Source organism: Streptomyces sp. CB09001 (assembly GCF_003369795.1).
Lineage (GTDB): Bacteria > Actinomycetota > Actinomycetes > Streptomycetales > Streptomycetaceae > Streptomyces.
Genome location: NZ_CP026730.1, coordinates 945,867 through 968,005, shown reverse-complemented (window position 1 = coordinate 968,005; position 22,139 = coordinate 945,867). Strand labels below are relative to the sequence as shown.

Genomic DNA, 22,139 nt, shown 5'->3' with positions numbered 1-22,139 from the left:
TCTCGTCCACGGCGGGTAGAACTGCCGTGATGACCACGACCCTGCGGCCGACCGAGCCGCTCCAGCGCGCAGCCGACGGGACCCGTTCGCGCCACTACCAGGTGTGTGTGAACAGCCGTCCCGTCGGCGTGCTGCACCTCGGCACCTCGCCCTCCCTCGGCGACTCGGTGGCCGTGATCCACAAGCTGCGCGTCGACGAGCCGGACCGCCGACGCGGCCGGGGCACGGTGGCCGCGCTCGCCGCGGAGGAGGTGGCACGCGCCTGGGGCTGCCGGCAGATCGAGGCGGGCGTCGCCGGCGACGCCGAGGCGGGCTCGCGGCTCGCGCAGGCACTCGGTTACGCCGTACGCAACCGCGCCATGGCCAAGCCGCTCGGCGACGCCCCGCCCACCCTGCCCCCGGGCAGCCGGGCGCGGCCCATGACGCCCGAGGACTTCGCCGCCTGGCACGCGTACGAGTCGGAGCGCTACGCCCGGACCTGGATGGAGCGGGGCGTGCCCGAGGCCGACGCGCACGCGAAGGCCCGCCGCGATCACGAAGTGCTGCTGCCTCGGGGGCCGGCCACCGAGAACATGCGGTTCAGCGTGTTGGAGCACGAGGGCGAGCGAGTCGGGACCCTGTGGCTGGCACTGCGCGAGGACCGGGCCTTCGTCTTCGACGTCGAGGCCGACGCTCCGCACCGGGGCCGGGGACACGGCCGCACCCTGATGCTGCTGGCCGAGGCCCAGGCGGTCACCGCCGGCCGCTCCCTGATCGGCCTCAACGTCTTCGCGGGGAACACCGCCGCCGAGCGGCTCTACGAGTCGCTCGGCTACGAGACCACGCGGTACAGCTACTGCAAGCCGCTGCTGTGACGGCGGGCGGCGATCCGACGCCGCCGAGCCCGCGCTCCGGGCGGACGCCGGGAATGTGACGACAGGGCCTAGGCCAGCAGCCGGTCCGCGATCTCCTCGATGCGCTCGCGGAGCCCTTCCTGGCTCTTGCCGCCGTCGAGGCGCTCGCCGCCGATCACGTACGTGGGGGTGCCGGTCACGCCGATCGCCTTGCCCTCGGCCTGGTCGGCGTCGACGATCAGGATGTGCCGGCCGTCGATGAGCGCCGTGTCGAACTCCTCGGCGTCCAGTCCCAGTTCCCGGGCGATCTCTACCAGGAAGGGTTCTCCCCCACGGTCCAGCTCCCCGACCCGGTCCAGGACCGCTTCGGCGTACGGCCAGCCCCGGCCCTGGGCGACGGCCTCCTCGGCGGCCTGCGCGGCGGCGAAGGCGTGCTTGTGCTTCTCCAGCGGGAAGTGCCGCAGCCGCACCTCCAGACGGTCGCCGTAGCGGGCCCGTAGAGCGCGGAGGTCGTCCAGGGCGGTGTGGCAGTCCGGGCACTGCAGCTCGCACCAGACGTCGAGGACGGGCACGGCGGGACGGGCGGGGGAGGAGTCGCTCATGCCCCCATCCTCCCAGCCAGCGGCACGACGCCCCAACCGGCGTCGTGACCACGCCCACCAGCACCTGCGGAGGAGCCGACCCCGAGATCTCCCTGATCTCGGTCCTCCGGCATGGCCCCGCGGCGGGCGGACGGTGCAGGATGGAAGGGACGAAGTACTCGTGCCCGACCGAGCCCAGCCCTGGAGGACCGGATGATTGCCGAGACCGTCTGTTCCGCGGTGTCCGCGGCGGGCCTGGGCATCGCGGCGGTCACCGCGTACCGCAGGCGTTTCCTGACCGCTGCCCGTATCGCGGCCTACTCGCTGGTCCCGATCGGCCTGGTCATGACCGGGGTCGTCGAGTGGCTGGCCGACACGGCCTTCAGCCCGGTGGCCTGGGCCGGCTTCGGGGTGCTGGGCGTGGCCTGGGTGCTCTTCATGACCACACGCGCGGTGGAGCGCCGCCGCGGCGGCACCCGCAAGGAGCGCAAGGAGGCCCGGGCCGCGGCACAGCGCGATGCGGTGGCTCCGGAGGCCTCCGCCCCCTCCCTCGGATCGGGCTCCCCCCGGCCCGCCGGCCGGCCCGCCTCCCGCCCGGCAAAGGCGTCCGGGGGCGGTGACGACGACTTCAGCGACATCGAGGCCATCCTCAAGAAGCACGGGATCTGAGCCACGGGATCTGAGCCACGGGACATGAGACACGGGACATGAGACACGGGACATGAGGCACGGGACGTGACGGCCGGCCTCCGGGGCTGAACGGCACAGCGGTCCGAGCCCGACAGCCCGTGCTCCGGAATGATCACGATCCGACCGGACATTGCGACATTCAACCAACAGCCGGTCATAACGGGCGTGTTGATCGCGTAAACCCCACCCGCTGCGTCATCATCGCGGCGAGATGCCGGACACCACTCAGCTGGATTCCCAGCTGGACACGAGACAGAGCGAAACCGCGCGGGTGCAGGACGAACCACGCGGCTGCCTCTTCGCCCTTTCCCAGCCACCGCTCATGATCTTCCTAGCGGTGATCGGGTGTCTGCTGCTCATGGCTTCGTTGCACGATCTGCTGTTGCTGTGAGCCGTACCCGCGCTCCCCGGCGCCACCCGCCGGGGGCCGCGTCGCCGTCCCCGCGTCCGCACCGGCCCCGAAGGGCGGTGTCAGCCCGCCGCCTCCTTGCGCCGGGCCCGGTAGGCGGCCACGTGCAAGCGGTTTCCGCAGGTGCGGCTGTCGCAGTACCGCCGCGAGCGGTTCCGGGAGAGGTCGACGAAGGCGCGCCGGCAGTCGGGGGCCTCGCACCGCCGCAGCCGCTCCTGCTCCCCGGCCACCACGAAGAACGCCAGGGCCATCCCGCAGTCCGCCGTCAGGTGGTCCGCGACGGAGGCGCCGGGCGCGAAATAGTGGACGTGCCAGTCGTAGCCGTCGTGGTCGGTCAGCCGGGGTGTGGTGCCGGCGGCCGCGACGAGGTCGTTGATCAGTCCCGCGGCGGTCCGGGCGTCCGGAGCGGCGAAGACCGCCGCGAACCGCGCGCGAATCCTCCGCACCGCCGAGAGATCGAGTTCCGTGAGCACACCGACGTCGCTGATTTCGTGCGTTCCCACGAATTCCTGGAGGGCCGGGACGTCCGCCAGCCCGTCCGGAGCCGATTCGTCCTCCGGCACGGTGTTCACCAGATCCACCACGGTGTCGAGCGCGCACCGGGTGTCGTGGGTGATCAGCACGTTTCGCTCCCTGGCCTGGGGGGTCGGGCGGGCGCCCGCCGATGCTGGCCGATGGTAGTGGCTCGCGCGGCGGGCGAACCGGCCGCGAGCCGGTCCCGGTCGTCGGTTGCCTCTACAACGGCGGCCGGCCCGTCTTCGTTCCCCGCCGCCGCGCACGCGGCGGCGTCGCCCCCGCGGGAGATCCGCGGCGACGACGCCGTGTGTGCCGTATGCGGTTGTCCGGGCCCGTGCCGTCACCCCGAGTCGACGGCGACGGGCGGCTTCACGCGGGGCCCCGCCCTAGCTTTCCGCCAGGATGTGCGAGAGCTCCTGATCGAGATCGAAGTGCCGGTGTTCCGTGCCGGGGGGCACGGCGGCGTCTGTGCGCTTCAGGAAGGACTCCAGGGCCCGCGCCGGGGCCTCGAGCAGTGCCTCGCCCTCCGGGGAGCTGAGAGCGATGCACACGACGCCCTGGCCGTGACTGCGGGACGGCCAGACTCGGACGTCGCCGGTGCCGGTGGGACGGTGGAGACCTTCGGCGAGGAGGTCGCGGGCGAACACCCACTCGACGGTCTCCTCGGCTCCGGTGTGGAAGGTGGCGTGCACGGCGTAGGGGTCGGCCGTGTCGTACCGCAGGCCTGCGGGGACAGGCAGGGAGGACTCGCTCGACACAACGAGGCGCAGGTGCAGCTCGCAGCTGACCGTGGTGTTCATAAGCGCCAGGGCCTTTCGCTCAGTGTGCGCTCGGGGATTCGCACGTCGGCGAAATCGACATGCCACCTACGGTGCCGTTGTAAACCCCTCTGAGTGTTTTGCGTGTGTTTACGTAACTCTTCCGGCCGACGGACCGTTCGGGTCCTGCGCCCATTCCGGTGACAGGTTTCGCTCCGGTAGTGTTTGGCCGTATGAACACGGGGAGTAACAAGCCCGGCGAGGCGGCCGTGGCGGCAGACCGTACGGGGACGGACGAGGCCACGGCCGAGCGAGCGCTCGGTTCGCGGGCACCGGAATTCGTCAAGGCGCGCCGTGCGCTGCACCTGAGCTGGCAGGTCGGCGTCTTCGTCGTCGGCCTCGCGGTGGTGCTGGCCGGCGTCGCCATGCTGGTGCTGCCCGGACCGGGCTGGGTCGTGATCTTCGGCGGCATGGCGATCTGGGCGACCGAGTTCGTCTGGGCCCAGCTGGTGCTGCGCTGGACCAAGCGCAAGGTCACCGAGGCGGCGCAGCGTGCCCTCGATCCGAAGGTGCGGCGCCGGAACATCATCCTGACCTCGATCGGCGTGGTGATCGTCGCCGTGCTGGCCGGGATCTACCTCTGGAAGTTCGGCCTCGAGCTGCCGTGGAAGATCAAGGACCAGTGACCGCCCGCGGGGGTGCGCCCGACCGCCCGCACGGGTGCGTCGGCGTGGCCTCCGCTGGTCACCGGTGGCTCTGACATGGGGTAATGTTCTCCCTGCGTCCGGGCGATTAGCTCAGTGGGAGAGCGCTTCGTTCACACCGAAGAGGTCACTGGTTCGAACCCAGTATCGCCCACCGGATCATCAGGCGGCCCGGCTCACGATCGTGAGCCGGGCCGCCTTCGTGTGTGCCGAGCCCAGGTGCCCGGGCATTCCGCATCCGCCCGCCTTCACCCAACCGTGACCTTCGGAGTCACGGCTCTCCGCGGCCCCGCGGCTGTTCGGCCGGTCGGTCGCACCGCGCCGACCTGTGGGTTCTCCCGGGCGCCGGACGGCGTTTCCCGAACGGAGTGCCGGACCGGTCGCGACCCCCGTCCATCAATTCCTGTCCGAATCATTGACGCACCCGTGGGCCCTCCGTACCTTGTGCCAGCAAGCGCTTACTTGAAACGATTCATGAGGCGGAAGCGACGTCGCGGGGAGGCTCGTATGCAGCAGGGCGGGAATGCGGAGCGGCAGGCCGGAAGGCGCACGATCCTCAAGGCGGCGGGGGCCTCACTGGCTGTCGCCGGACTGGGGGCCACGGCCACCGCGTGCGGCGGCGGCAGCGGCTCCGGAGACGGAACGGTGACGATCCGTTACTCCTGGTGGGGCGCCGAGGACCGGGCGGAACGCATCAACAAGACCATCGCGCTCTTCGAGAAGAAGTATCCGAAGATCAAGGTCAAGACCGACTTCCAGCCGTACACGGACTTCTGGAAGAAGTTCAACACCCAGGCCTCCGGGGGGAATCCACCGGACGTCTTCCAGATTGCCATCGGATTTCTCCGTAAATACGACGCCAAGAATGTCCTGCTCGATCTGAGCGGACAGGTCGATGCGGGAAACCTCTCCATGGACGGATTCCGCGCGGGCCTGGAGAAGTTCGGCGAGATCGACGGCAAGCTCCTCGGCGTGCCCGTGGGTTCCAACTCGATGGCGCTGGTCATCGACAAGCCCGTCTACACCCGGGCCGGAATCAAGCCCGAACAGGGCTGGACGTGGGACGACTTCGACGAGGCGATGACGAAGGTCCGCGACAGGACCGGCCGGGCCGGGGACAGCGGCATGTACGGCGTCATGTACCTCTACGACCTGTACCTCCGCCAGAACGGCAAGGCCTTCTTCACCAAGGACGGACTCGGCTTCACCGAGGCGGATCTGACCACCTGGTGGACCAAGGCGGAGCAGGGTGTGAAGTCCGGCCTGTTCGCCGACGCCAAGAAGGTCGCCCAGATCAAGCCCAAGTCGGCCCTGTCCGCGGAACTCGCCGGCAGTGAGTTCACCTGGGACAACTTCACCGTCCGCTACACCTCCGAGGGCAAGAGCGAGTACGGACTCGCGCCGATCCCCACCACGGACGGCAAGCGCACCGGCCAGTACCTCGGCTCGCTGATGCTCAGCGGCTACAAGCGCACCGAGCACCCCAGGGAAGTCGCCCAGTTCATCGACTTCATGGTCCACGACCCCGAGGTCGCCAAGATCATGGGCTACGACCGCGGTGTCCCCACCACACAGGCCCAGTACGACGCCTACCGGCCCACCGACCCGGTCAACAAGGCCATCGCCGCCTACGAGGAGTCGCTCGTCGAGGCCGGTGTCCTGGAGCAGATCACCCCGCACCCGAACGGGGCCGACATCTGCGAGGCCGCGTTCCTGCGCATCGCCGAGGAGATGGCGCTGGGCTCGCGGTCCGTCGAGGAGGCCGTCGAGCAGTTCTTCACCGAGTCGAAGACGGCTCTCGCCGGCTGATGGGAAGCGCCGTGACACACGCTCCCGCGCTGGAGGACCGGGCGGACCCCGGGCCGCGGCACGGCCCGGTGAAGGTTCCGCGCCCCGCCGAGCTGAAGCGGCGGGGCCGCCGGGAGAACCTGGCCGGATACCTGTTCATGTCCCCCTGGATCGCCGGGTTCCTGCTGCTGACGGCCGGCCCGATGGTCGCCTCGCTCTACTTCGCGTTCACCGACTACAACCTGTTCGACGCCCCCAGGTGGATCGGCCTGGACAACTTCTCCGAGATGTTCGGCGACCCGCGCTGGCGCCACTCGGTCAGGATCACGCTCTGGTACGTCGTCGTCGGCACGCCGATCAAGCTGATCGCGGCGCTCGGTGTCGCGCTGCTGCTGGCCCAGAAGCGGCGCGGACAGGCCTTCTACCGGGCCGCCTTCTACGCCCCGTCACTGATCGGCGCGAGCGTGTCCGTCGCCATCGTGTGGAAGGCGATCTTCTCGGACGACGCGGTCGTCGACCGTACCCAGCAGCTCTTCGGCATCGACGCCGGCGGCTGGACCGGCGACCCGGAACTGATCATCTACAGTCTCGTGGCACTCACCGTCTGGCAGTTCGGCGCCCCGATGGTCATCTTCCTGGCCGGTCTGAAGCAGGTCCCGCGCGAGCTGTACGAGGCGGCCGACGTGGACGGCGCGGGGAGGCTGCGGCAGTTCTGGAACATCACCCTGCCGATGATCTCCCCGGTCCTCTTCTTCAACGTCCTGCTGGAGACCATCCACTCCTTCCAGATCTTCAGCTCGGCCTACATCGTCGGCGGCGGCGCCGGAGGCAACGCCTGCGGTCCCGCGGACGGCACGATGGTCTACACCTGCTACCTGTACGTCCAGGGCTTCGAGAACAGCCGCATGGGCCTGGCCTCCGCCATGGCGTGGATGCTGCTGGTCGCGGTCGCCCTGGTCACCGCGGTGCTGTTCTGGTCCCAGAAGCGCTGGGTGCACTACGAGGAGGGCGGCCGATGAGCGCGCAGGCCACCGACGCCACACCGGCCACCGAGGCCCCACCGCCCCGGACCGACAGGACGGCCGTACTCCGGCGCGGGCTGCCCGGGTCGCTCGCCTGGCACCTCGGGTCGCTGGCGGTCCTCGCCGTGATCCTCTACCCGGTGCTCTGGGTGATCGGCGGCTCCTTCAAGGAGAGCGGCGACATCGTCGGCAGCCTGGACCTCTTCCCCGGCGACCCGATCACGGACAACTACACGAGCCTCGCCGACGGCATCGCGGACATCTCGATCTCCACGTTCTTCGTCAACTCGCTCTTCCTCGCCGTCGGTTCCGTGATCGGGATCGTGGTGTCCTGCTCGCTGACGGCCTACGCCTTCGCCAAGATCAGGTTCGCCGGCCGCAACCTGTTGTTCACGCTGATGATCGGCACGCTGCTGCTGCCGTACCACGTGCTGCTGATCCCGCAGTACGTGCTCTTCCGCAACCTGGACATGATCAACACGTACACCCCGCTGCTGCTGGGAAAGTACCTGGCCACCGAGGCGTTCTTCGTCTTCCTGATGGTGCAGTTCATGCGCAACCTCCCCCGGGAGCTGGACGAGGCGGCCCGCCTCGACGGCTGCGGGCACTTCCGCATCTACTGGTCGATCGTGCTCCCGCTGTGCAGGCCGGCGCTGATCACCAGCGCGATCTTCACCTTCATCAACTCCTGGAACGACTTCATGGGCCCGCTGATCTACCTCAACGAGCCCGGCAAGTACACGATCTCCCTCGGCCTGAAGATGTTCGTGGACCAGGAGGGCCTGGCGAACTACGGCGGCATGATCGCCATGTCGCTCGTCGCCCTGCTGCCGGTCCTCGCCTTCTTCCTGGCCTTCCAGCGCTATCTGATCGACGGCATGGCGACGTCCGGCCTGAAGGGCTGAGGTGGGATTTCCGATGACCGAAGCGCGTGCCAAGGCCCGTCCGGAGCCGGGGGAGTCCCGGTTCGCCCAGGGTTTCGCCCTGTTCGCCGAGTGCCTGCTCACCGGAGTGTGGATCGCGGTGGCGGCGCTGGGGCTGGTCACCTACCCCGCCGCGTTCGCGGCCGGCGCGCGGCACCTCGGGCGCCGGCTGGCCCACGAGCGGGGCGGCTGGCGGGAGTTCGCCTCCGACTTCCGGGCGGCGGTACGCCACGGGTGGCTCGTCGGGGTCGCCGGCTGGGCCGCCCTCGCGGTGGTGTGGATCGACGTACGGGCCGTACGGGACGGCCTGCCCGGTGGCCCGCTGGTCGGCGCCGTCGGCGTCCTCGCCCTGATCGGCGCGGCCGTCGCGGGGCTGCGCGCGGCGGCGGACTGGCACCCCGGCGCCTCCTGGCGGTCGTTGCTCGCCCGGGCGGGCCGGCGCACCGTGCTCGACCCCGCAGGTTCCTTCCTCCTCGTCGGCGGGCTGGCCGTCGTGGTCTGCTCCGCCTGGTTCAGCGCACCGCTGGCCGTCGCCGTACTGGGCGCCGTCGCCGCGGCGGCCGTGGCGGTGGAGGAGCGCTACCGGCGCCGTTGACCCGGCGCCTTCGCCCCGGGGTGGCCCCGTGCCGCGGCGGCCCCCCTGCGTACCGAGGTCGGTGTCTCCAAGCCGTACCTCTATCTGTCATGCCCTTGACACCCCTCATGCCTTTGACACCCCTGCCATCCCCGCACGGAAAGGAAAGGCCATGTCCCCGATTCCCCGCAGGTCCCTCCTCAAGGCGGCCGCCGTCGCCGGTGCCGCCGCCCAGTTCAGCTGGGCACTGGGCACGAAGAACGCACAGGCCGCGCCCGCCGCCGCCCCGGCCGCCGACGACGGCCCCGTCACCCTGACCTGGCTGGAGGACGGCGGCCTCGGCGCCGCCCCCGGCTCCACCGTCGGCGTCCCCTGGCCCAGGGGCACCTTCCGGGAGGACCAGCCGTTCGCCGTCACGGACGCGGACGGCAAGGCCGTACCCGTACAGTCCTGGCCGCTCGCCCACTGGCCCGACGGCTCCCTCAAGTGGACGGCCCACGCCGTCGGTTCGGGCAACGGCAAGCTCACCCTCGCGGCCGGAACCCCGGCCGCCCCCGCCAAGAAGGTCACCGTCACGCGGCACGGCGGCACCATCGACATATCGACCGGCGTCGTCACCGCCAGAATCGGCACGACCGGATCGGCCCTGATCAAGTCGGTCACCCGGGGCTCCACCGAGATCGCCAAGAACGGCCGCCTCGTCCTGCTGCGCCAGCCCGAGATCGAGGACGGCGACCAGGGCACCGTGAAGTACGAGCGCTTCGACGGCGCGATCGACGAGGTGAAGGTCGAACAGGAGGGCCCGGTCCGAGCCGTCGTCCGCATCGACGGCAAGCACCGCAAGGGCCACCGCGGTTGGCTCCCCTTCTCCATCCGCCTCTACTTCTACGCGGGAGCCGACTCCTTCCGCATGGTGCACACCATCACGTTCGACGGGAAGCAGGAGCCCGGAAAGGCGAGCGGCGACTTCATCCGCGGCCTCGGCGTCCGCTTCACCGTCCCGATGCGCGACGAGGCCTACGACCGCCACATCCGCATCGGCGGTGAGGGCACCGGCCTGCTCCGCGAGGCCGTCAAGGGCATCACCGGCCTGCGCCGCGACCCGGGGGCCGCCGTCCAGGCGGCGCAGTTCGCCGGCGAGAAGCTGCCCGACCCCGCCACCTGGGACCAGCGGGTCACCACCCGCCTGAAGTACATCCCCGAATGGGGCGACTACACCCTCGCCCAGCTGTCCGCCGACGGCTTCACCCTGCGCAAGCGCACCAAGAAGGGCCACGGCTGGATCGGCGCGGGCGGCGGCCGGCGCGCCTCCGGCTTCGGCTACGTCGGCGGCGTGAGCGGCGGCCTCTCCTTCGGCCTGCGGGACTTCTGGGAGAAACACCCCGCCCAGCTCGACATCCGGGACGCCCAGACCGACGAGGCCGAGGTCACCCTCTGGCTCTGGTCACCCGAGGCCCAGCCCATGGACCTGCGCTTCTACCACGACGGCATGGGCCAGGACACGTTCCCCGAGCAGCTCGAAGGCCTCAACATCACCTACGAGGACTACGAGCCGGAGTTCGGCACCCCCTACGGCATCGCCCGCACCTCGGAACTCCTCTTCTGGGCCAACGCCGCCACCCCGAGCGCCGGGCAACTCGCCGAACAGGTCCAGGCGGTGCGCGTACTCCCGCAACTGGCCGCCCCGCCCAAGCAGCTCATCAAGGCCGGGGTCTTCGGCCCGGGCCTCTACTCCGAGCCCGACCGCTCCACTCCCGCCAAGGCCAGGATCGAGGACCACCTCGACTTCCTCTTCACCTACTACAAGGACCAGGTGGAGCAGCGCCGTTGGTACGGCTTCTGGGACTACGGCGACATCATGCACACCTACGACGCCAGCCGGCACACCTGGCGGTACGACATCGGCGGCTACGCCTGGGGCAACTCCGAACTCTCCCCGGACCTCTGGCTCTGGTACGCCTACCTGCGCTCCGGCCGCGCCGACATCTTCCGCTTCGCCGAGGCCATGACCCGGCACACCGGCGAGGTGGACGTCTATCACCTGGGCCAATGGGCCGGGCTCGGCACCCGGCACGGCGTCCAGCACTACGCCGACAGCGCCAAGCAGCAGCGCATCGCCAACACCACCTACCGGCGCTTCTACTACTTCCTCACCGCCGACGAACGCGTCGGCGACCTCATGCACGCCAACGTCGACTCCGACGAGACCTTCCTCGCCCTCGACCCGCTCCGCAAGATCCGCACCGAGCCCTACACCCCCGACCGCAACGCCCTGTCGGTCGGTTTCGGCACCGACTGGAGCGGCCTGGTCTCGGCCTGGCTCACCGAGTGGGAACGCAAGGGCCCCAAGTGGGAGAAGGCCAGGGACCGCGTCCTGTCCACCATGGAGACCATCGCCGCCCAGCCCAACGGCTTCGTCCAGGGCAGCGGCCTCTACGACCTGGACACCGGGAAGTTCGCCGTCGCCGACACCCCGAAGGTCGAGGTCTCCCACCTGTCCGCCGTCTTCGGCCTGAACGAACTGTGCGCCGAACTGATCGACCTCGTCGACCTGCCGAAGTTCGAGGAGGCGTACTACGACTACTGCCGCTACTTCAACGCGAACAAGTCCGAACAGGCCGAACGCTACGGCGCCAACTTCGGCAGCCTCATCCTCTTCCAGGGCCACTCCCGCCTCGACGCCTACGCGGCCGTACGGACCGGCGACGACAAGCTCGCCACGCGCGCGTGGCAGAAGTTCTACGACTCCGACGGCTACAAGGAGTCGGCGCCCTGGACGACGCAGAAACTGAGCGGCCCCCTCACCCTCGTCCCGGGCGCCGAGGCGAGCTGGGTGTCCACCAACGACACCGCGCTCTACGGCCTGGCCGCCATCGAGAACCTCGCACTCCTGGGGGACAGGATGCCGTAGCGGGCCCGTACGGGGCGCCGGCGCGGGCACACTGCACGGGTGGACTGGAACCATTACCGCTTCCGCAGCCTGTGGCCGCTGCCCGCGCCCGCCCCGGACGTCTACCGGGCCCTGGAACGCATCGAGGACTACCCCCGCTGGTGGCCCCAGGTCCGCGAGGTCACCCGGCTCGACGACACCAGCGGCCTCCTCCGGTTCCGCTCCCTGCTCCCGTACGCGCTGACCGCCACCGTTCGGGAGGGACGACGGGACCCGGCCGCGGGGGTGCTGGAGGTCGCGATGAGCGGTGACATGGAGGGCTGGGCACGCTGGACGGTCGCCCCGCACGGCTCCGCCACCCTCGTCCGCTACGACCAGGAGGTCGTCGTCCGCAAGCCGCTGCTGCGCCGCCTCGCCGTACCGGGACGGCCCCTGTTCCGGGCCAACCACCGACTCATGATGCGGGCGGGACGACGGGGTCTCGCGGTGTACCTGGCAGGCTGCCGGCAAGCGGTTTGATGGAATCGCCGGGCGCCCTGTATTGTTCAGTGCGTTCCCGGGCGATTAGCTCAGTGGGAGAGCGCTTCGTTCACACCGAAGAGGTCACTGGTTCGAACCCAGTATCGCCCACGCTCGCGAGAGCGACGTGTGTCCGCAAAAATACGCGGACCACGTCGCTCTCTTCGTTTCTGCGCGGCTTCGCCGCGCGTTGTGGGGGCTCCGCCACCCACACCCCCGTCCCGGGCCGGAGCGGAAAGGTCACGCCGCCGCCGACAGATCCGGGCGCAGGGGCCAGGCCGGGTCCACCGCCTCCTCGGTGCCGTTGAGCGCGAACCACGCCTGCAGTCCGCGCGCCTGCCCGGCGTGCCACACCGCCTGAAGGGTGTGCAGCTCGGCGGGGGAGAGGCGCTCGAGGCGCGACTGGAAGCGGCGCCCCACCGCCCGTACGACCTCCAGCGCCGCCAGGGCGTCGGCCGCCGCGTCGTGCGCGCCCGCCAACTCCACGCCGTAGTGCGCGCACAGGTCGGTGAGCGTACGACGGCCCTTGCGGTAGCGGTCCAGGTGCTTGTCCAGCACGTGCGGGTCCAGCACGTGCAGCGACGTCCGCTCCAGCCAGCGGCCCAGCGACGAGGCGCGATGCCTGCGCAACTCCCGGTCCAGCAGCGTGAGGTCGAACGGCGCGTTCATCACCACCAGCGGGCGCCCGGCGCGGGCCTGCTCGGTCAGTGCCTCCGCCATCTCGTACATCACCGGCGCCGGCCACCGCCCGTGACGCTGCACGTACTCCTGCGTCAGCCCGTGCACCGCCGTCGCCGACTCGGGCACCGGCACGCCCGGGTTCACCAGCCACCGGGTCACCCGCGGGCGCAGTCCCGGCGCGTCCTGGACGACGAGGGCGGCCGACACGATCCGGTCGGTCTCGGTGTCCACACCCGTCGTCTCCGTGTCGAAGGCGGCCAACGGCCCCTCGAACCAGCTCGTCATAGGGCACTCAACTCCTCGTCCGAGCGCGGCAGCTGACGCGCCGTCCCTTGTCCGGGTTCGGTGATACCCGGGCTGTTTGCGACGTACGCCGGAAGGACACAACAGGAGTACGGGTCTTTGCAGTTCACAGACCCGCAACGGGGATTCACCAGTTCTGGAAGGCTGTTGGTCATGGCCATTGCGCAGCCCGAACGGGGCGGGCTGCTGCCGGAGCGCACCACGCCCTCACGCGGCTCCCTCGCCACCACCGCCTGCATGGAGACCCTGCAGGTCGGCTACCTCCACGCGGTCGCCGCCGCGGCGGGCTGCTCGCTCTCCCAGCCCCTCCCGGACAACGGCATCGACTGGCATGTCAGCCACAGCGCCCCGGGGCACACCGTCGACGACGAGGTCACCATCAAGGTGCAGCTCAAGGCGACCTACCAGATCGCGCCCGGGCCGCCCGGCCGGTCCTTCTCCTTCACCCTCGACAACGACCACCTGACCAAGCTCGCCCGCACCCCGGTCTCGGTGCACAAGATCCTTGTCGTGATGATCGTCCCCCGGTCCCGGGACCAGTGGCTGCGCGCCGGACACGACCGGCTCGACCTCAGACACTGCTGCTACTGGACGAACCTCGCCGGACACCCCGTCACGGGCCGGCGGCGCACCACCGTGCGGATGCCGACCGCGCGGATCTTCGACGACCGGGCGCTGTGCGAGATCATGACGCGGGTCGGGACGGGAGGGAAACCATGACGCACCGCCCGACCGGCGGCCCCCCGCGGCCCGTCGAGCCCCTCCGGTCCGTACGGCCGCACCCGGCCGACGCCCCCGACGACCGCCCCCGTGACGGCACCCCGCCCGAGCCCGGCACCGTCGACCCGGCCGTGCTGACCGCCCTGCTCCACCGGCACGGCTGGCGACGGCGCGGCGGTGCCGCCGGCCGCTACGGCCGCTGGACCCCGCCGGGCCCGGCCGCGGGTGTCACCAGCCTCCTGGTGCCCGTCAGCCGCGCCTTCCCCGACAGCGACGACCTGCTCGGCGAGGCGCTGCTCGCCCTGTCCCGCAGCGGCACGCCCGCCGCCCGCGAGATCCTGCTCTCCCTCGCCGTCCCCAGCGACGAGATCCGCTGGGAACGCGACATGCCGACGGGACCCGGCTCCACCGCCACCTGGACGACCGAGGAGCAGCTGCGCTCCGCCGCCCGCCGCATGCTCCTCGCCGGGGCGCTCGCCACCCGCGCGCGTGCCGGCTACTACGGCGCCCGGCACCGGCGCGCCGCCGAGACCGCCCTGGAGCACGTCCTGGTGGGCCCCGCCCCCGGTGGCCGCCACCTCACGGCGTTCCTGCCGGTCGGCACCGGCCGTCCCCTGGCCGTACGCCTGCACCAGGCCCTGTACGCCGCCCGCGAGGCCGTCGACTACCGGCGGGCCACCGGTGGTGCGGAGGCCTTCGACTCGGCCGTCGCGGCCGGGGTCAGCCACGAGCTGACCGAGTCCCTGGTCGCCCTGGTCCGGGGCACCGAGGGCGCCCGGATAGCCATCGGCTGGGCGCCTGCCACGGGCGCGCCCGAGGGCTGCGGCACCCTCACCGAACCCGTCGAGTTCTCGCCGGGCGACCTGCCCGCGCTGCGCGAGGCCGCCGCCCGCTACCTGCGCGCGGAGCCCTCCGTGCCGGTGCGGATCACCGGCACCGTCGTCCGTATGCGTCGGCCCGGACCCCGCGGCCCGGGCACCGTACGGCTGCGGGTACTGGCCGGGGCCGAGGTGCCGCACGTGCGCGTCGCGCTGGACGAGGAGGCCTACCGGATCGCCGGGCACGCCCACCTCGTCGGGCTGCCGGTGCGGATGCTGGGGCGGCTGGAGAGCCGGGGCGGGTTCCGCCGGCTCACCGGCGCCTGCGAGATCGCGCCCGTCCAGGTCGACGACGCCGAGCGGGACCGGCTGCTGAAGGCCGTCCAGGAGCACGTCGAGGTCGCGGCCTTCTTCGAGGAGGCCTGCGGCGACGGAGCGGCCTGCGGCGACGGAGGGGCCTGCGGAGACTGATTTCGCGGTGGACGGGCCGGGGTCGGTACGATCGCCCTCATGCGCGCGCTCCGGTATGGCGCCGCAGCCCCACCTTCAGTCAGGAGAGACCGGTGTCAGACGTCCGTGTGATCATCCAGCGGGATTCCGAGCGGGAAGAACGCGTGGTGACGACGGGCACTACGGCCGCCGAGCTCTTCGCCGGCGAGCGCTCGATCATCGCCGCCCGCGTCTCCGGCGACCTCAAGGACCTCGCCTACGAGGTCAAGGACGGCGAGACCGTCGAGGCCGTCGAGATCACCTCCGAGGACGGCCTCAACATCCTGCGGCACTCCACGGCGCACGTCATGGCCCAGGCCGTGCAGGAGCTGTTCCCCGAGGCCAAGCTGGGCATCGGCCCGCCCGTCAAGGACGGCTTCTACTACGACTTCGACGTCGAGAAGCCCTTCCACCCCGATGACCTCAAGGCCATCGAGAAGAAGATGCAGGAGATCCAGAAGCGCGGGCAGCGGTTCTCCCGCCGCGTGGTCACCGACGAGGCCGCCCGCGAGGAGCTCGCCGACGAGCCGTACAAGCTGGAGCTGATCGGCCTCAAGGGCTCCGCGTCCAGCGACGACGGCGCGGACGTCGAGGTCGGCTCCGGCGAGCTGACGATCTACGACAACCTGGACGCGAAGACCGGCGAGCTGTGCTGGAAGGACCTCTGCCGCGGTCCCCACCTGCCCACGACCCGGAACATCCCGGCCTTCAAGCTGATGCGCAACGCCGCCGCCTACTGGCGCGGCAGCGAGAAGAACCCGATGCTCCAGCGCATCTACGGCACCGCCTGGCCCACCAAGGACGAGCTGAAGGCGCACCTGGAGTTCCTCGCCGAGGCCGAGAAGCGCGACCACCGCAAGCTGGGCAGCGAGCTGGACCTGTTCTCCGTCCCGGAGCAGATCGGCTCCGGCCTCGCCGTCTTCCACCCCAAGGGCGGCATCATCCGCCGGGTCATGGAGGACTACTCGCGCCGCCGCCACGAGGAGGAGGGCTACGAGTTCGTCTACACCCCGCACGCGACCAAGGGGAAGCTCTTCGAGACCTCGGGCCACCTGGACTGGTACGCCGACGGCATGTACCCGCCCATGCAGCTCGACGAGGGCGTGGACTACTACCTCAAGCCCATGAACTGCCCGATGCACAACCTGATCTTCGACGCGCGGGGCCGCTCCTACCGTGAGCTGCCCCTGCGCCTGTTCGAGTTCGGCACCGTGTACCGGTACGAGAAGTCGGGCGTCGTGCACGGCCTGACCCGGGCCCGCGGTTTCACCCAGGACGACGCGCACATCTACTGCACCCGCGAGCAGATGTCGGAGGAGCTGGACAAGACCCTCACCTTCGTCCTGAACCTGCTGCGCGACTACGGCCTGAACGACTTCTACCTGGAGCTGTCCACCAAGGACCCGGAGAAGTTCGTCGGCTCCGACGAGGCCTGGGACGAGGCCACCGAGACGCTGCGCCAGGTTGCCGAGAAGCAGAACCTGGAGCTGGTGGCGGACCCGGGCGGCGCCGCGTTCTACGGCCCGAAGATCTCGGTCCAGGCCAAGGACGCCATCGGGCGCACCTGGCAGATGTCGACCATCCAGCTCGACTTCAACCTGCCGGAGCGCTTCGGTCTGGAGTACACGGCCGCGGACGGCGCCAAGACCCGCCCGGTCATGATCCACCGCGCGCTGTTCGGCTCCATCGAGCGCTTCTTCGCGGTGCTCCTGGAGCACTACGCGGGCGCGATGCCGCCGTGGCTCGCCCCGGTGCAGGCGGTGGGCATCCCGGTGGGGGACGCGCACGTGCAGTACCTGGAGGAGTTCGCGGCGGAGGCACGACGCAAGGGCTTGCGCGTCGACGTGGACTCCTCCTCGGACCGGATGCAGAAGAAGATCCGCACGCAGCAGAAGCAGAAGGTCCCCTTCATGATCATCGTCGGCGACGAGGACATGCACGGGGGCACGGTGTCGTTCCGCTACCGCGACGGCTCGCAGGAGAACGGCATTCCGCGTGACCAGGCACTGGCGAAGCTCGTCGATGTGGTGGAGCGCCGGATTCAGGTGTGACTCGCTCCCCGCACACGCGGGGACCGGCCCCCGGGAGAAGCTCCCGGGGGCCCTTTCGGTGTGCCGACGCCGACGCCATATGCTGCACGTATGACGAGTGAGCCGGAGCAGCAGCTGGGGGTGGGGACGCCGGACGCGTTCCAGCGTCTGTGGACGCCCCACCGGATGGCCTACATCCAGGGCGAGAGCAAGCCGAGCGGCCCCGGTGCCGACGACGGCTGCCCCTTCTGCTCGATCCCGGCCAAGTCCGACGAGGACGGTCTGATCATCCGGCGCGGTGAGCACGTGTACGCGGTACTCAATCTCTACCCGTACAACGGCGGCCACCTGATGACGGTGCCCTACCGCCACGTCGCCGACTACACCGAGCTGAACACCGTGGAGACCGCGGAGCTGGCCGAGCTGACCAAGCAGGCGATGACGGCCCTGCGCACCGCGTCGGGCGCCCACGGCTTCAACATCGGTATGAACCAGGGGGCGGTGGCGGGCGCGGGCATCGCCGCTCACCTGCACCAGCATGTGGTGCCCCGCTGGGGCGGCGACACCAATTTCCTTCCCGTCATTGGCCACACGAGGGTCCTGCCGCAGCTCCTGGGCGACACCCGCAAGATGCTGGCAGACGCCTGGCCCTCCAGCCCGTCCGGCGTTTGAGGACGAGGCCGTCCAGGCCGAAGCGGGGCTCTGGGGTGTGGCCCCCGGGAGCGCCCACCCCGACAGCCCCGCCCGACCGCCGGAGGCCTAGGCGTCGTAGACGTCCGCCTTCTTCGGCACGGCCTCCTGCACCGCCCCGCTCAGACCGCCCGCGCGGGCACCGAACTTCTCCGTGTCCACGCCGTTCTCCTTCAGCACCTTGATCGCGGCCGAGTGCACCGCCCGGAGCACCGGCGTGGCCGCGCGCAGCGCGTCGTCGGCCATGAAGCGGTGCCGCCACGGCCGGTCCGCCCAGGCGTGCCGCACCCCGAAGGGCTCGGGCAGCGTGAGCTTGCCGCCCAGCCAGTACAGCAGCGGGGGATACCAGGTCAGCGGTGCCCGTGCGGCCAGCCGCACCACCTCGTCGGTGTCGACCAGCGGGAGCTTCACCGTGCGGGTCTCCCAGAACTTGACCGACTTCTGGACCTGCTTCTCCTTGGCCGCGGGCTTGCTGGTGAACAGGGCGTGCACCGGTCCCAGGGCATGTCCGGTGACCTCGATCCGCAGCGTCTCGTGCAGCACCGTCACCGTGATCAGCATGGAGATGACCAACTGGCCGTCCCACAGCGTCCACTGGACGCCCAGGTAGTGCCGGTCGCCCGCGCCGAACTGCTGCTTGTCGCAGATCTCCTGTATGGCGTGCTGCTTGATCTGGTACGCCTCGACGTCCGTGCCCTCGGGCCGGGACACCGAGTCGGCGTTCTCACCGATCGGGGTCACGATCCAGTGCCGCACCGTCGGCTTGGTGAAGCCGCCGGTGTGCAGCGGGCCGCGCTCCAGCATCCGCAGCCGGTCGTGGATGGCCCTGATGACGTCCCAGCTGCGGAACGGGTTGATCTCCCGGTCCGGGTCGACGGGGACCAGCTCCTCGGCGAGCTGCCAGTTGCCCCAGCGAGTGCCCATGCCGAGGATCCCCTTGGGACCGGCGTAGAAGACGGAGTTGGACTGCTGCTCGGCGCTGAGCCGGGCCAGTGACTGCCGCAGTTCCTCGGCCGCCGTCTCGCCGGGGCTGCTCGGCACCGCCTCGGGCACCTTGGCGCCCACACCGGCGCCGGACAGGAGGCCGCTCCAGCGCTCCCGGAGGTCCCGTGCGGTGCGCTCGCAGATCCGCTTGGCCCAGAACCAGCCGATCACCGGGGCGACGACACAGGCGCGTGCGTACCAGGCCCAGAAGCCGCTGAAGGGCATCTTGAGCAGGAAGAGCACGGCCAGGACCGCCATCGCGAGCAGCAGGGCGGTGGCGAGCGCGCCGGCCCGCTTGTCCTCGCGCCGGGCGACGGTTGTGCGGATCTGGAAGACCAGGAGCCAGATCAGCAGTCCGGGCAGGAACAGCAGTCCGCACAGCACCATGACCGCGCTCAGCCAGTTGTCCCGGTCCCTGCGGATGCGGTGCGCCGCGAGGCTGTGCTCCACGACGACCTGCGGCTGGGTGCCGAAGGACTGGATGAGCGGGGCCCGCTTGGGACCCAGCATCCGGTCGATGATCGCCCGGGAGAACGCCTCGCCCAGGTTGGGCCGGAAGAGCTTGATCCGGGGTTTGCTCACCGCCGACTTGTGCCACTCGCTGTTGGCCTTGAGTATCTCCTCGGCCTCGCTGTCCCGGTAGGCGGCCGAGGCCAGCGCGAACGTGGCCGTCTGGCCGCCGTCGTCCGTGCGCGGCACTTGCGGTCCGAAGAAGTCCGCGTAACCGCCGTCAACGGTCATTCCCGCCCCCGATCGCCACCACTGTCGCTCCTGCGGCCTTCCCGACTTCCCTGCCCCGCACACCTGTTGATCTGGTCATCAGCGTATCCGCCAGGACTGTCATCCGTCACGGGACGACCAAAGGCGCCCCCGCACGCGCGGGTTGACCGCCGGACGCGCCGTCGCACGCCGGGGCGGGCGGCCCTCCGGTGCGGGGGAGCGGGCCCCGGTGCGGCGGACCGCACACCGGAGCCCCTGCCACCGCTAGGACGCCACCCGCACCTCCTCGCGCAGCCGGTCCGCGACCTGGGCCGGCATCGGTTCGTGCCGTGCGTAGCGGCGGTCGAAGCGGGCGGTGCCGTGGGAGAGGGAGCGCAGGTCCACGGCGTAGCGGCCGATCTCGATCTCGGGCACCTCGGCCCTGATCAGGGTCCGGCCGCCGCTGGTCTGCTCGGTGCCCAGCACCTTGCCGCGCCGTCCGGACAGGTCGCTCATCACCGCGCCCACGTAGTCGTCGCCGACGAGCACGCTCACCTCGGCCACCGGCTCCAGCAGGTGGATCCTCGTTTCGGCCGCGGCCTCCCTGAGCGCCAGCGCGCCCGCGGTCTGGAACGCGGCGTCGGAGGAGTCCACCGAGTGCGCCTTGCCGTCGAGCAGCGTGATCCGCACGTCGATCAGCGGGTGGCCCGCGGCGACGCCCTTGGCCGCCTGGGTGCGCACGCCCTTCTCGACGGACGGGATGAACTGCCGGGGCACCGCGCCGCCGACGACCTTGTCCACGAACTCGATGCCCGAGCCGCCCGGCAGCGGCTCGACCTCGATCTCGCAGATGGCGTACTGGCCGTGCCCGCCGGACTGCTTCACGTGCCGTCCGCGCCCGGCCGCCCGGTCGCCGAAGGTCTCGCGCAGGGAGACCCGGTGCGGTACGACGTCGACCTGGACGCCGTAGCGGCTGCGCAGCCGCTCCAGGGCCACGTCGGCGTGGGCCTCGCCCAGGCACCACAGGACCACCTGGTGGGTGTCCTGGTTGTGTTCCAGGCGCATCGTCGGGTCCTCGGCGACCAGCCGGGCCAGCCCCTGGGAGAGCTTGTCCTCGTCGGGTTTGCTGTGCGCCTCGATGGCGAGCGGCAGCAGCGGGTCGGGCATCTCCCAGGGGACCATGAGCAGCGGGTCGTCCTTGGCCGAGAGCGTGTCCCCGGTCTCCGCGCGGGTCAGCTTGGCCACGCAGGCGAGATCGCCCGCGATCACGTGCGAGACCGGCCGCTGCTGCTTGCCGAACGGCGTCGACAGGGCGCCGATCCGCTCGTCGACGTCGTGGTCCTCGTGGCCCCGGTCGGTCATGCCGTGTCCGGACACGTGCACCGTCTCGTCGGCGCGCAGGGTGCCGGAGAAGACGCGGACCATCGAGATCCGGCCGACGTACGGGTCCGAGGACGTCTTGACGACCTCCGCGACGAGCGACTCCTCCGGATCGCACAGCCGCAGCTCGCGGCCGACGCCCTCGGGCGTGGTGACGCGCGGTGCCGTGCGTTCCAGCGGGGTCGGGAAGCCGCGCGTGATCAGTTCCAGCAGCTCGACCGTGCCCAGGCCCTGCCGGGCGCCGTCGGCGGCGGGCGCGGCGGCCAGCACCGGGAAGAACACCCCGCGTGCGACGGCCCGTTCCAGATCCTCGATGAGCGTCTTGACGTCGACCTGCTCGCCGCCGAGATAACGCTCCATGAGGGTCTCGTCCTCGCTCTCCGAGATGATCCCCTCGATCAGCATGGAGCGGGCCTCGTCGAGCTGCGGCAGTTCGGCCTCGCCCGGCTCCGACGCCACGCGCTCGCCGGACGCGTAGTCGAACAGCTTCCGCGACAGCAGACCCACGAGCCCGGTCACGGGCGCGTGCCCGTCGGGGGCGGGCGGGCCGTGCAGCGGGAGATACAGCGGCAGTACGGCGTCGGGGTCGTCGCCGCCGAAGGCCTCCGCGCAGATCCGCGTCATCTCCTCGAAGTCCGCGCGGGCGGCCTCCAGGTGCGTGATCACGATGGCGCGCGGCATGCCGACGGCGGCGCACTCCTCCCAGACCATGCGGGTCGAGCCGTCCACCCCGTCGGAGGCCGAGACGACGAAGAGGGCCGCGTCCGCCGCACGCAGACCGGCCCTCAGCTCACCGACGAAGTCGGCGTACCCGGGAGTGTCCAAGAGGTTGATCTTGATGCCGTCCCATTCGACCGGCACCAGGGAAAGCTGTACGGAGCGCTGCTGTCGGTGCTCCATGTCGTCGTAGTCGGAGACGCAGCCGCCGTCCTCCACGCGGCCCGCCCGGTTCACCGCTCCCGCCGTCAGCGCGAGAGCTTCCACCAATGTCGTCTTGCCCGATCCGGAGTGGCCGACCAGCACCACGTTCCGTACGGACGTGGGGTGGTCGGCCGCCGTTGCCCTTCCGGCGGCTCCGGGATGGGTATGTGCCTTGTCGCCCATGTCCTTGCCTCCCGTGCACGGTGAGGTCGCTGTG

The 22,139-nt window shown here is 70.8% G+C and carries 20 protein-coding genes and 2 tRNA genes; 16 read left to right on the top strand and 6 right to left on the bottom strand.

From position 1 onward, the window contains the following. The first annotated feature begins 29 nt into the window (after positions 1–29). Positions 30–854 (top strand): GNAT family N-acetyltransferase, encoded by an 825-nt coding sequence (locus tag C4J65_RS04475; protein WP_162833014.1) that lies wholly within the window; start codon positions 30–32, stop codon positions 852–854. A 68-nt stretch (positions 855–922) separates the two neighbouring features. On the opposite strand, the gene C4J65_RS04470 is transcribed toward C4J65_RS04475, so the two are convergent. Beyond that, entirely contained in the window at positions 923–1,435 is a 513-nt protein-coding gene (locus C4J65_RS04470; RefSeq protein ID WP_162833013.1) for a DsbA family protein, read from the bottom strand. 192 nt (positions 1,436–1,627) lie between these two features. Between C4J65_RS04470 and C4J65_RS04465 the strand changes: the two genes are divergently transcribed. Together C4J65_RS04465 and C4J65_RS04460 are read left to right on the top strand one after the other, a co-directional pair. Then, on the top strand, positions 1,628–2,083 hold the full coding sequence (locus C4J65_RS04465; protein WP_115741200.1) for a hypothetical protein: 456 nt from the start codon (positions 1,628–1,630) through the stop codon (positions 2,081–2,083). Between the two features lie 232 nt (positions 2,084–2,315). Next, positions 2,316–2,495: a hypothetical protein gene (locus C4J65_RS04460; protein ID WP_003977283.1), complete on the top strand. Its 180-nt coding sequence runs from the start codon at positions 2,316–2,318 to the stop codon at positions 2,493–2,495. 80 nt (positions 2,496–2,575) lie between these two features. On the opposite strand, the gene C4J65_RS04455 is transcribed toward C4J65_RS04460, so the two are convergent. After that, the gene (locus C4J65_RS04455) at positions 2,576–3,136 is read right to left on the bottom strand and encodes a CGNR zinc finger domain-containing protein (protein ID WP_115741199.1); all 561 of its coding nucleotides are present in this window, start codon (positions 3,134–3,136) and stop codon (positions 2,576–2,578) included. Positions 3,137–3,415: 279 nt separating this feature from the next. Beyond that, positions 3,416–3,829 carry an SsgA family sporulation/cell division regulator gene (locus C4J65_RS04450; RefSeq protein ID WP_004002642.1) on the bottom strand — a complete coding sequence of 138 codons (414 nt, stop codon included), beginning with the start codon at positions 3,827–3,829 and terminating at the stop codon, positions 3,416–3,418. Between the two features lie 191 nt (positions 3,830–4,020). Here C4J65_RS04450 and C4J65_RS04445 point away from each other — a divergent pair, with 191 nt between their 5' ends. From C4J65_RS04445 to C4J65_RS04405, 9 genes are all read left to right on the top strand, one after another. Next, positions 4,021–4,473: a TIGR02611 family protein gene (locus C4J65_RS04445; protein ID WP_115741198.1), complete on the top strand. Its 453-nt coding sequence runs from the start codon at positions 4,021–4,023 to the stop codon at positions 4,471–4,473. A 100-nt stretch (positions 4,474–4,573) separates the two neighbouring features. Next, positions 4,574–4,645 (top strand) — tRNA-Val (locus tag C4J65_RS04440). A gap of 353 nt (positions 4,646–4,998) precedes the next feature. Further along, positions 4,999–6,300, top strand: coding sequence for an extracellular solute-binding protein (locus C4J65_RS04435; protein ID WP_115741197.1), 1,302 nt, complete (start codon positions 4,999–5,001; stop codon positions 6,298–6,300). Then, positions 6,300–7,298, top strand: coding sequence for a sugar ABC transporter permease (locus C4J65_RS04430; RefSeq protein ID WP_162833012.1), 999 nt, complete (start codon positions 6,300–6,302; stop codon positions 7,296–7,298). The genes C4J65_RS04435 and C4J65_RS04430 overlap by 1 nt, the downstream gene beginning before the upstream one ends. Beyond that, the gene (locus C4J65_RS04425; RefSeq protein WP_115741196.1) at positions 7,295–8,206 is read left to right on the top strand and encodes a carbohydrate ABC transporter permease; all 912 of its coding nucleotides are present in this window, start codon (positions 7,295–7,297) and stop codon (positions 8,204–8,206) included. Before C4J65_RS04430 ends, C4J65_RS04425 begins: the two co-directional genes overlap by 4 nt. A gap of 13 nt (positions 8,207–8,219) precedes the next feature. Beyond that, a complete protein-coding gene (locus C4J65_RS04420; RefSeq protein ID WP_115741195.1) occupies positions 8,220–8,819 on the top strand; it encodes a hypothetical protein in 600 nt (199 codons plus the stop codon). A gap of 151 nt (positions 8,820–8,970) precedes the next feature. Next, on the top strand, positions 8,971–11,709 hold the full coding sequence (locus C4J65_RS04415; RefSeq protein ID WP_115741194.1) for a Tat pathway signal sequence domain protein: 2,739 nt from the start codon (positions 8,971–8,973) through the stop codon (positions 11,707–11,709). A gap of 39 nt (positions 11,710–11,748) precedes the next feature. Continuing rightward, a complete protein-coding gene (locus C4J65_RS04410; protein ID WP_115741193.1) occupies positions 11,749–12,207 on the top strand; it encodes an SRPBCC family protein in 459 nt (152 codons plus the stop codon). 39 nt (positions 12,208–12,246) lie between these two features. Continuing rightward, a tRNA-Val gene (locus tag C4J65_RS04405) sits at positions 12,247–12,318 on the top strand. A 129-nt stretch (positions 12,319–12,447) separates the two neighbouring features. On the opposite strand, the gene C4J65_RS04400 is transcribed toward C4J65_RS04405, so the two are convergent. Beyond that, on the bottom strand, positions 12,448–13,173 hold the full coding sequence (locus C4J65_RS04400; protein ID WP_115741192.1) for a 3'-5' exonuclease: 726 nt from the start codon (positions 13,171–13,173) through the stop codon (positions 12,448–12,450). Positions 13,174–13,344: 171 nt separating this feature from the next. On the opposite strand from C4J65_RS04400, the gene C4J65_RS04395 reads away from it, so the two are divergent. From C4J65_RS04395 to C4J65_RS04380, 4 genes are all read left to right on the top strand, one after another. Further along, positions 13,345–13,911 carry a DUF4365 domain-containing protein gene (locus C4J65_RS04395; protein WP_115741191.1) on the top strand — a complete coding sequence of 189 codons (567 nt, stop codon included), beginning with the start codon at positions 13,345–13,347 and terminating at the stop codon, positions 13,909–13,911. Further along, positions 13,908–15,200 (top strand): hypothetical protein, encoded by a 1,293-nt coding sequence (locus C4J65_RS04390; RefSeq protein WP_115741190.1) that lies wholly within the window; start codon positions 13,908–13,910, stop codon positions 15,198–15,200. Before C4J65_RS04395 ends, C4J65_RS04390 begins: the two co-directional genes overlap by 4 nt. A gap of 92 nt (positions 15,201–15,292) precedes the next feature. Next, positions 15,293–17,269 (top strand): threonine--tRNA ligase, encoded by a 1,977-nt coding sequence (gene thrS, locus C4J65_RS04385; protein WP_115741189.1) that lies wholly within the window; start codon positions 15,293–15,295, stop codon positions 17,267–17,269. Between the two features lie 90 nt (positions 17,270–17,359). Continuing rightward, positions 17,360–17,920, top strand: a complete 561-nt coding sequence (locus tag C4J65_RS04380; RefSeq protein WP_115741188.1) for an HIT domain-containing protein — start codon at positions 17,360–17,362, stop codon at positions 17,918–17,920. Positions 17,921–18,007: 87 nt separating this feature from the next. Here the strand turns inward: C4J65_RS04380 and C4J65_RS04375 are convergent, their stop codons facing one another. Then, positions 18,008–19,663 carry a hypothetical protein gene (locus C4J65_RS04375; RefSeq protein WP_115741187.1) on the bottom strand — a complete coding sequence of 552 codons (1,656 nt, stop codon included), beginning with the start codon at positions 19,661–19,663 and terminating at the stop codon, positions 18,008–18,010. A 243-nt stretch (positions 19,664–19,906) separates the two neighbouring features. Continuing rightward, entirely contained in the window at positions 19,907–22,105 is a 2,199-nt protein-coding gene (locus tag C4J65_RS04370; RefSeq protein ID WP_115741186.1) for an elongation factor G-like protein EF-G2, read from the bottom strand. Positions 22,106–22,139: the final 34 nt, after the last annotated feature.

Coding starts and splice junctions, on each gene's coding strand:
- C4J65_RS04435 (WP_115741197.1), top strand. CDS start 4,999: ATGCAGCAGGGCGGGAATGCGGAGCGGCAGGCCGGAAGGCGCACGATC.
- C4J65_RS04465 (WP_115741200.1), top strand. CDS start 1,628: ATGATTGCCGAGACCGTCTGTTCCGCGGTGTCCGCGGCGGGCCTGGGC.
- C4J65_RS04390 (WP_115741190.1), top strand. CDS start 13,908: ATGACGCACCGCCCGACCGGCGGCCCCCCGCGGCCCGTCGAGCCCCTC.
- C4J65_RS04425 (WP_115741196.1), top strand. CDS start 7,295: ATGAGCGCGCAGGCCACCGACGCCACACCGGCCACCGAGGCCCCACCG.
- C4J65_RS04380 (WP_115741188.1), top strand. CDS start 17,360: ATGACGAGTGAGCCGGAGCAGCAGCTGGGGGTGGGGACGCCGGACGCG.
- C4J65_RS04430 (WP_162833012.1), top strand. CDS start 6,300: ATGGGAAGCGCCGTGACACACGCTCCCGCGCTGGAGGACCGGGCGGAC.
- C4J65_RS04420 (WP_115741195.1), top strand. CDS start 8,220: ATGACCGAAGCGCGTGCCAAGGCCCGTCCGGAGCCGGGGGAGTCCCGG.
- C4J65_RS04400 (WP_115741192.1), bottom strand. CDS start 13,173: ATGACGAGCTGGTTCGAGGGGCCGTTGGCCGCCTTCGACACGGAGACG.
- C4J65_RS04370 (WP_115741186.1), bottom strand. CDS start 22,105: ATGGGCGACAAGGCACATACCCATCCCGGAGCCGCCGGAAGGGCAACG.
- C4J65_RS04375 (WP_115741187.1), bottom strand. CDS start 19,663: ATGACCGTTGACGGCGGTTACGCGGACTTCTTCGGACCGCAAGTGCCG.
- C4J65_RS04460 (WP_003977283.1), top strand. CDS start 2,316: ATGCCGGACACCACTCAGCTGGATTCCCAGCTGGACACGAGACAGAGC.
- C4J65_RS04395 (WP_115741191.1), top strand. CDS start 13,345: ATGGCCATTGCGCAGCCCGAACGGGGCGGGCTGCTGCCGGAGCGCACC.
- C4J65_RS04450 (WP_004002642.1), bottom strand. CDS start 3,829: ATGAACACCACGGTCAGCTGCGAGCTGCACCTGCGCCTCGTTGTGTCG.
- C4J65_RS04415 (WP_115741194.1), top strand. CDS start 8,971: ATGTCCCCGATTCCCCGCAGGTCCCTCCTCAAGGCGGCCGCCGTCGCC.
- C4J65_RS04475 (WP_162833014.1), top strand. CDS start 30: ATGACCACGACCCTGCGGCCGACCGAGCCGCTCCAGCGCGCAGCCGAC.
- C4J65_RS04445 (WP_115741198.1), top strand. CDS start 4,021: ATGAACACGGGGAGTAACAAGCCCGGCGAGGCGGCCGTGGCGGCAGAC.
- C4J65_RS04470 (WP_162833013.1), bottom strand. CDS start 1,435: ATGAGCGACTCCTCCCCCGCCCGTCCCGCCGTGCCCGTCCTCGACGTC.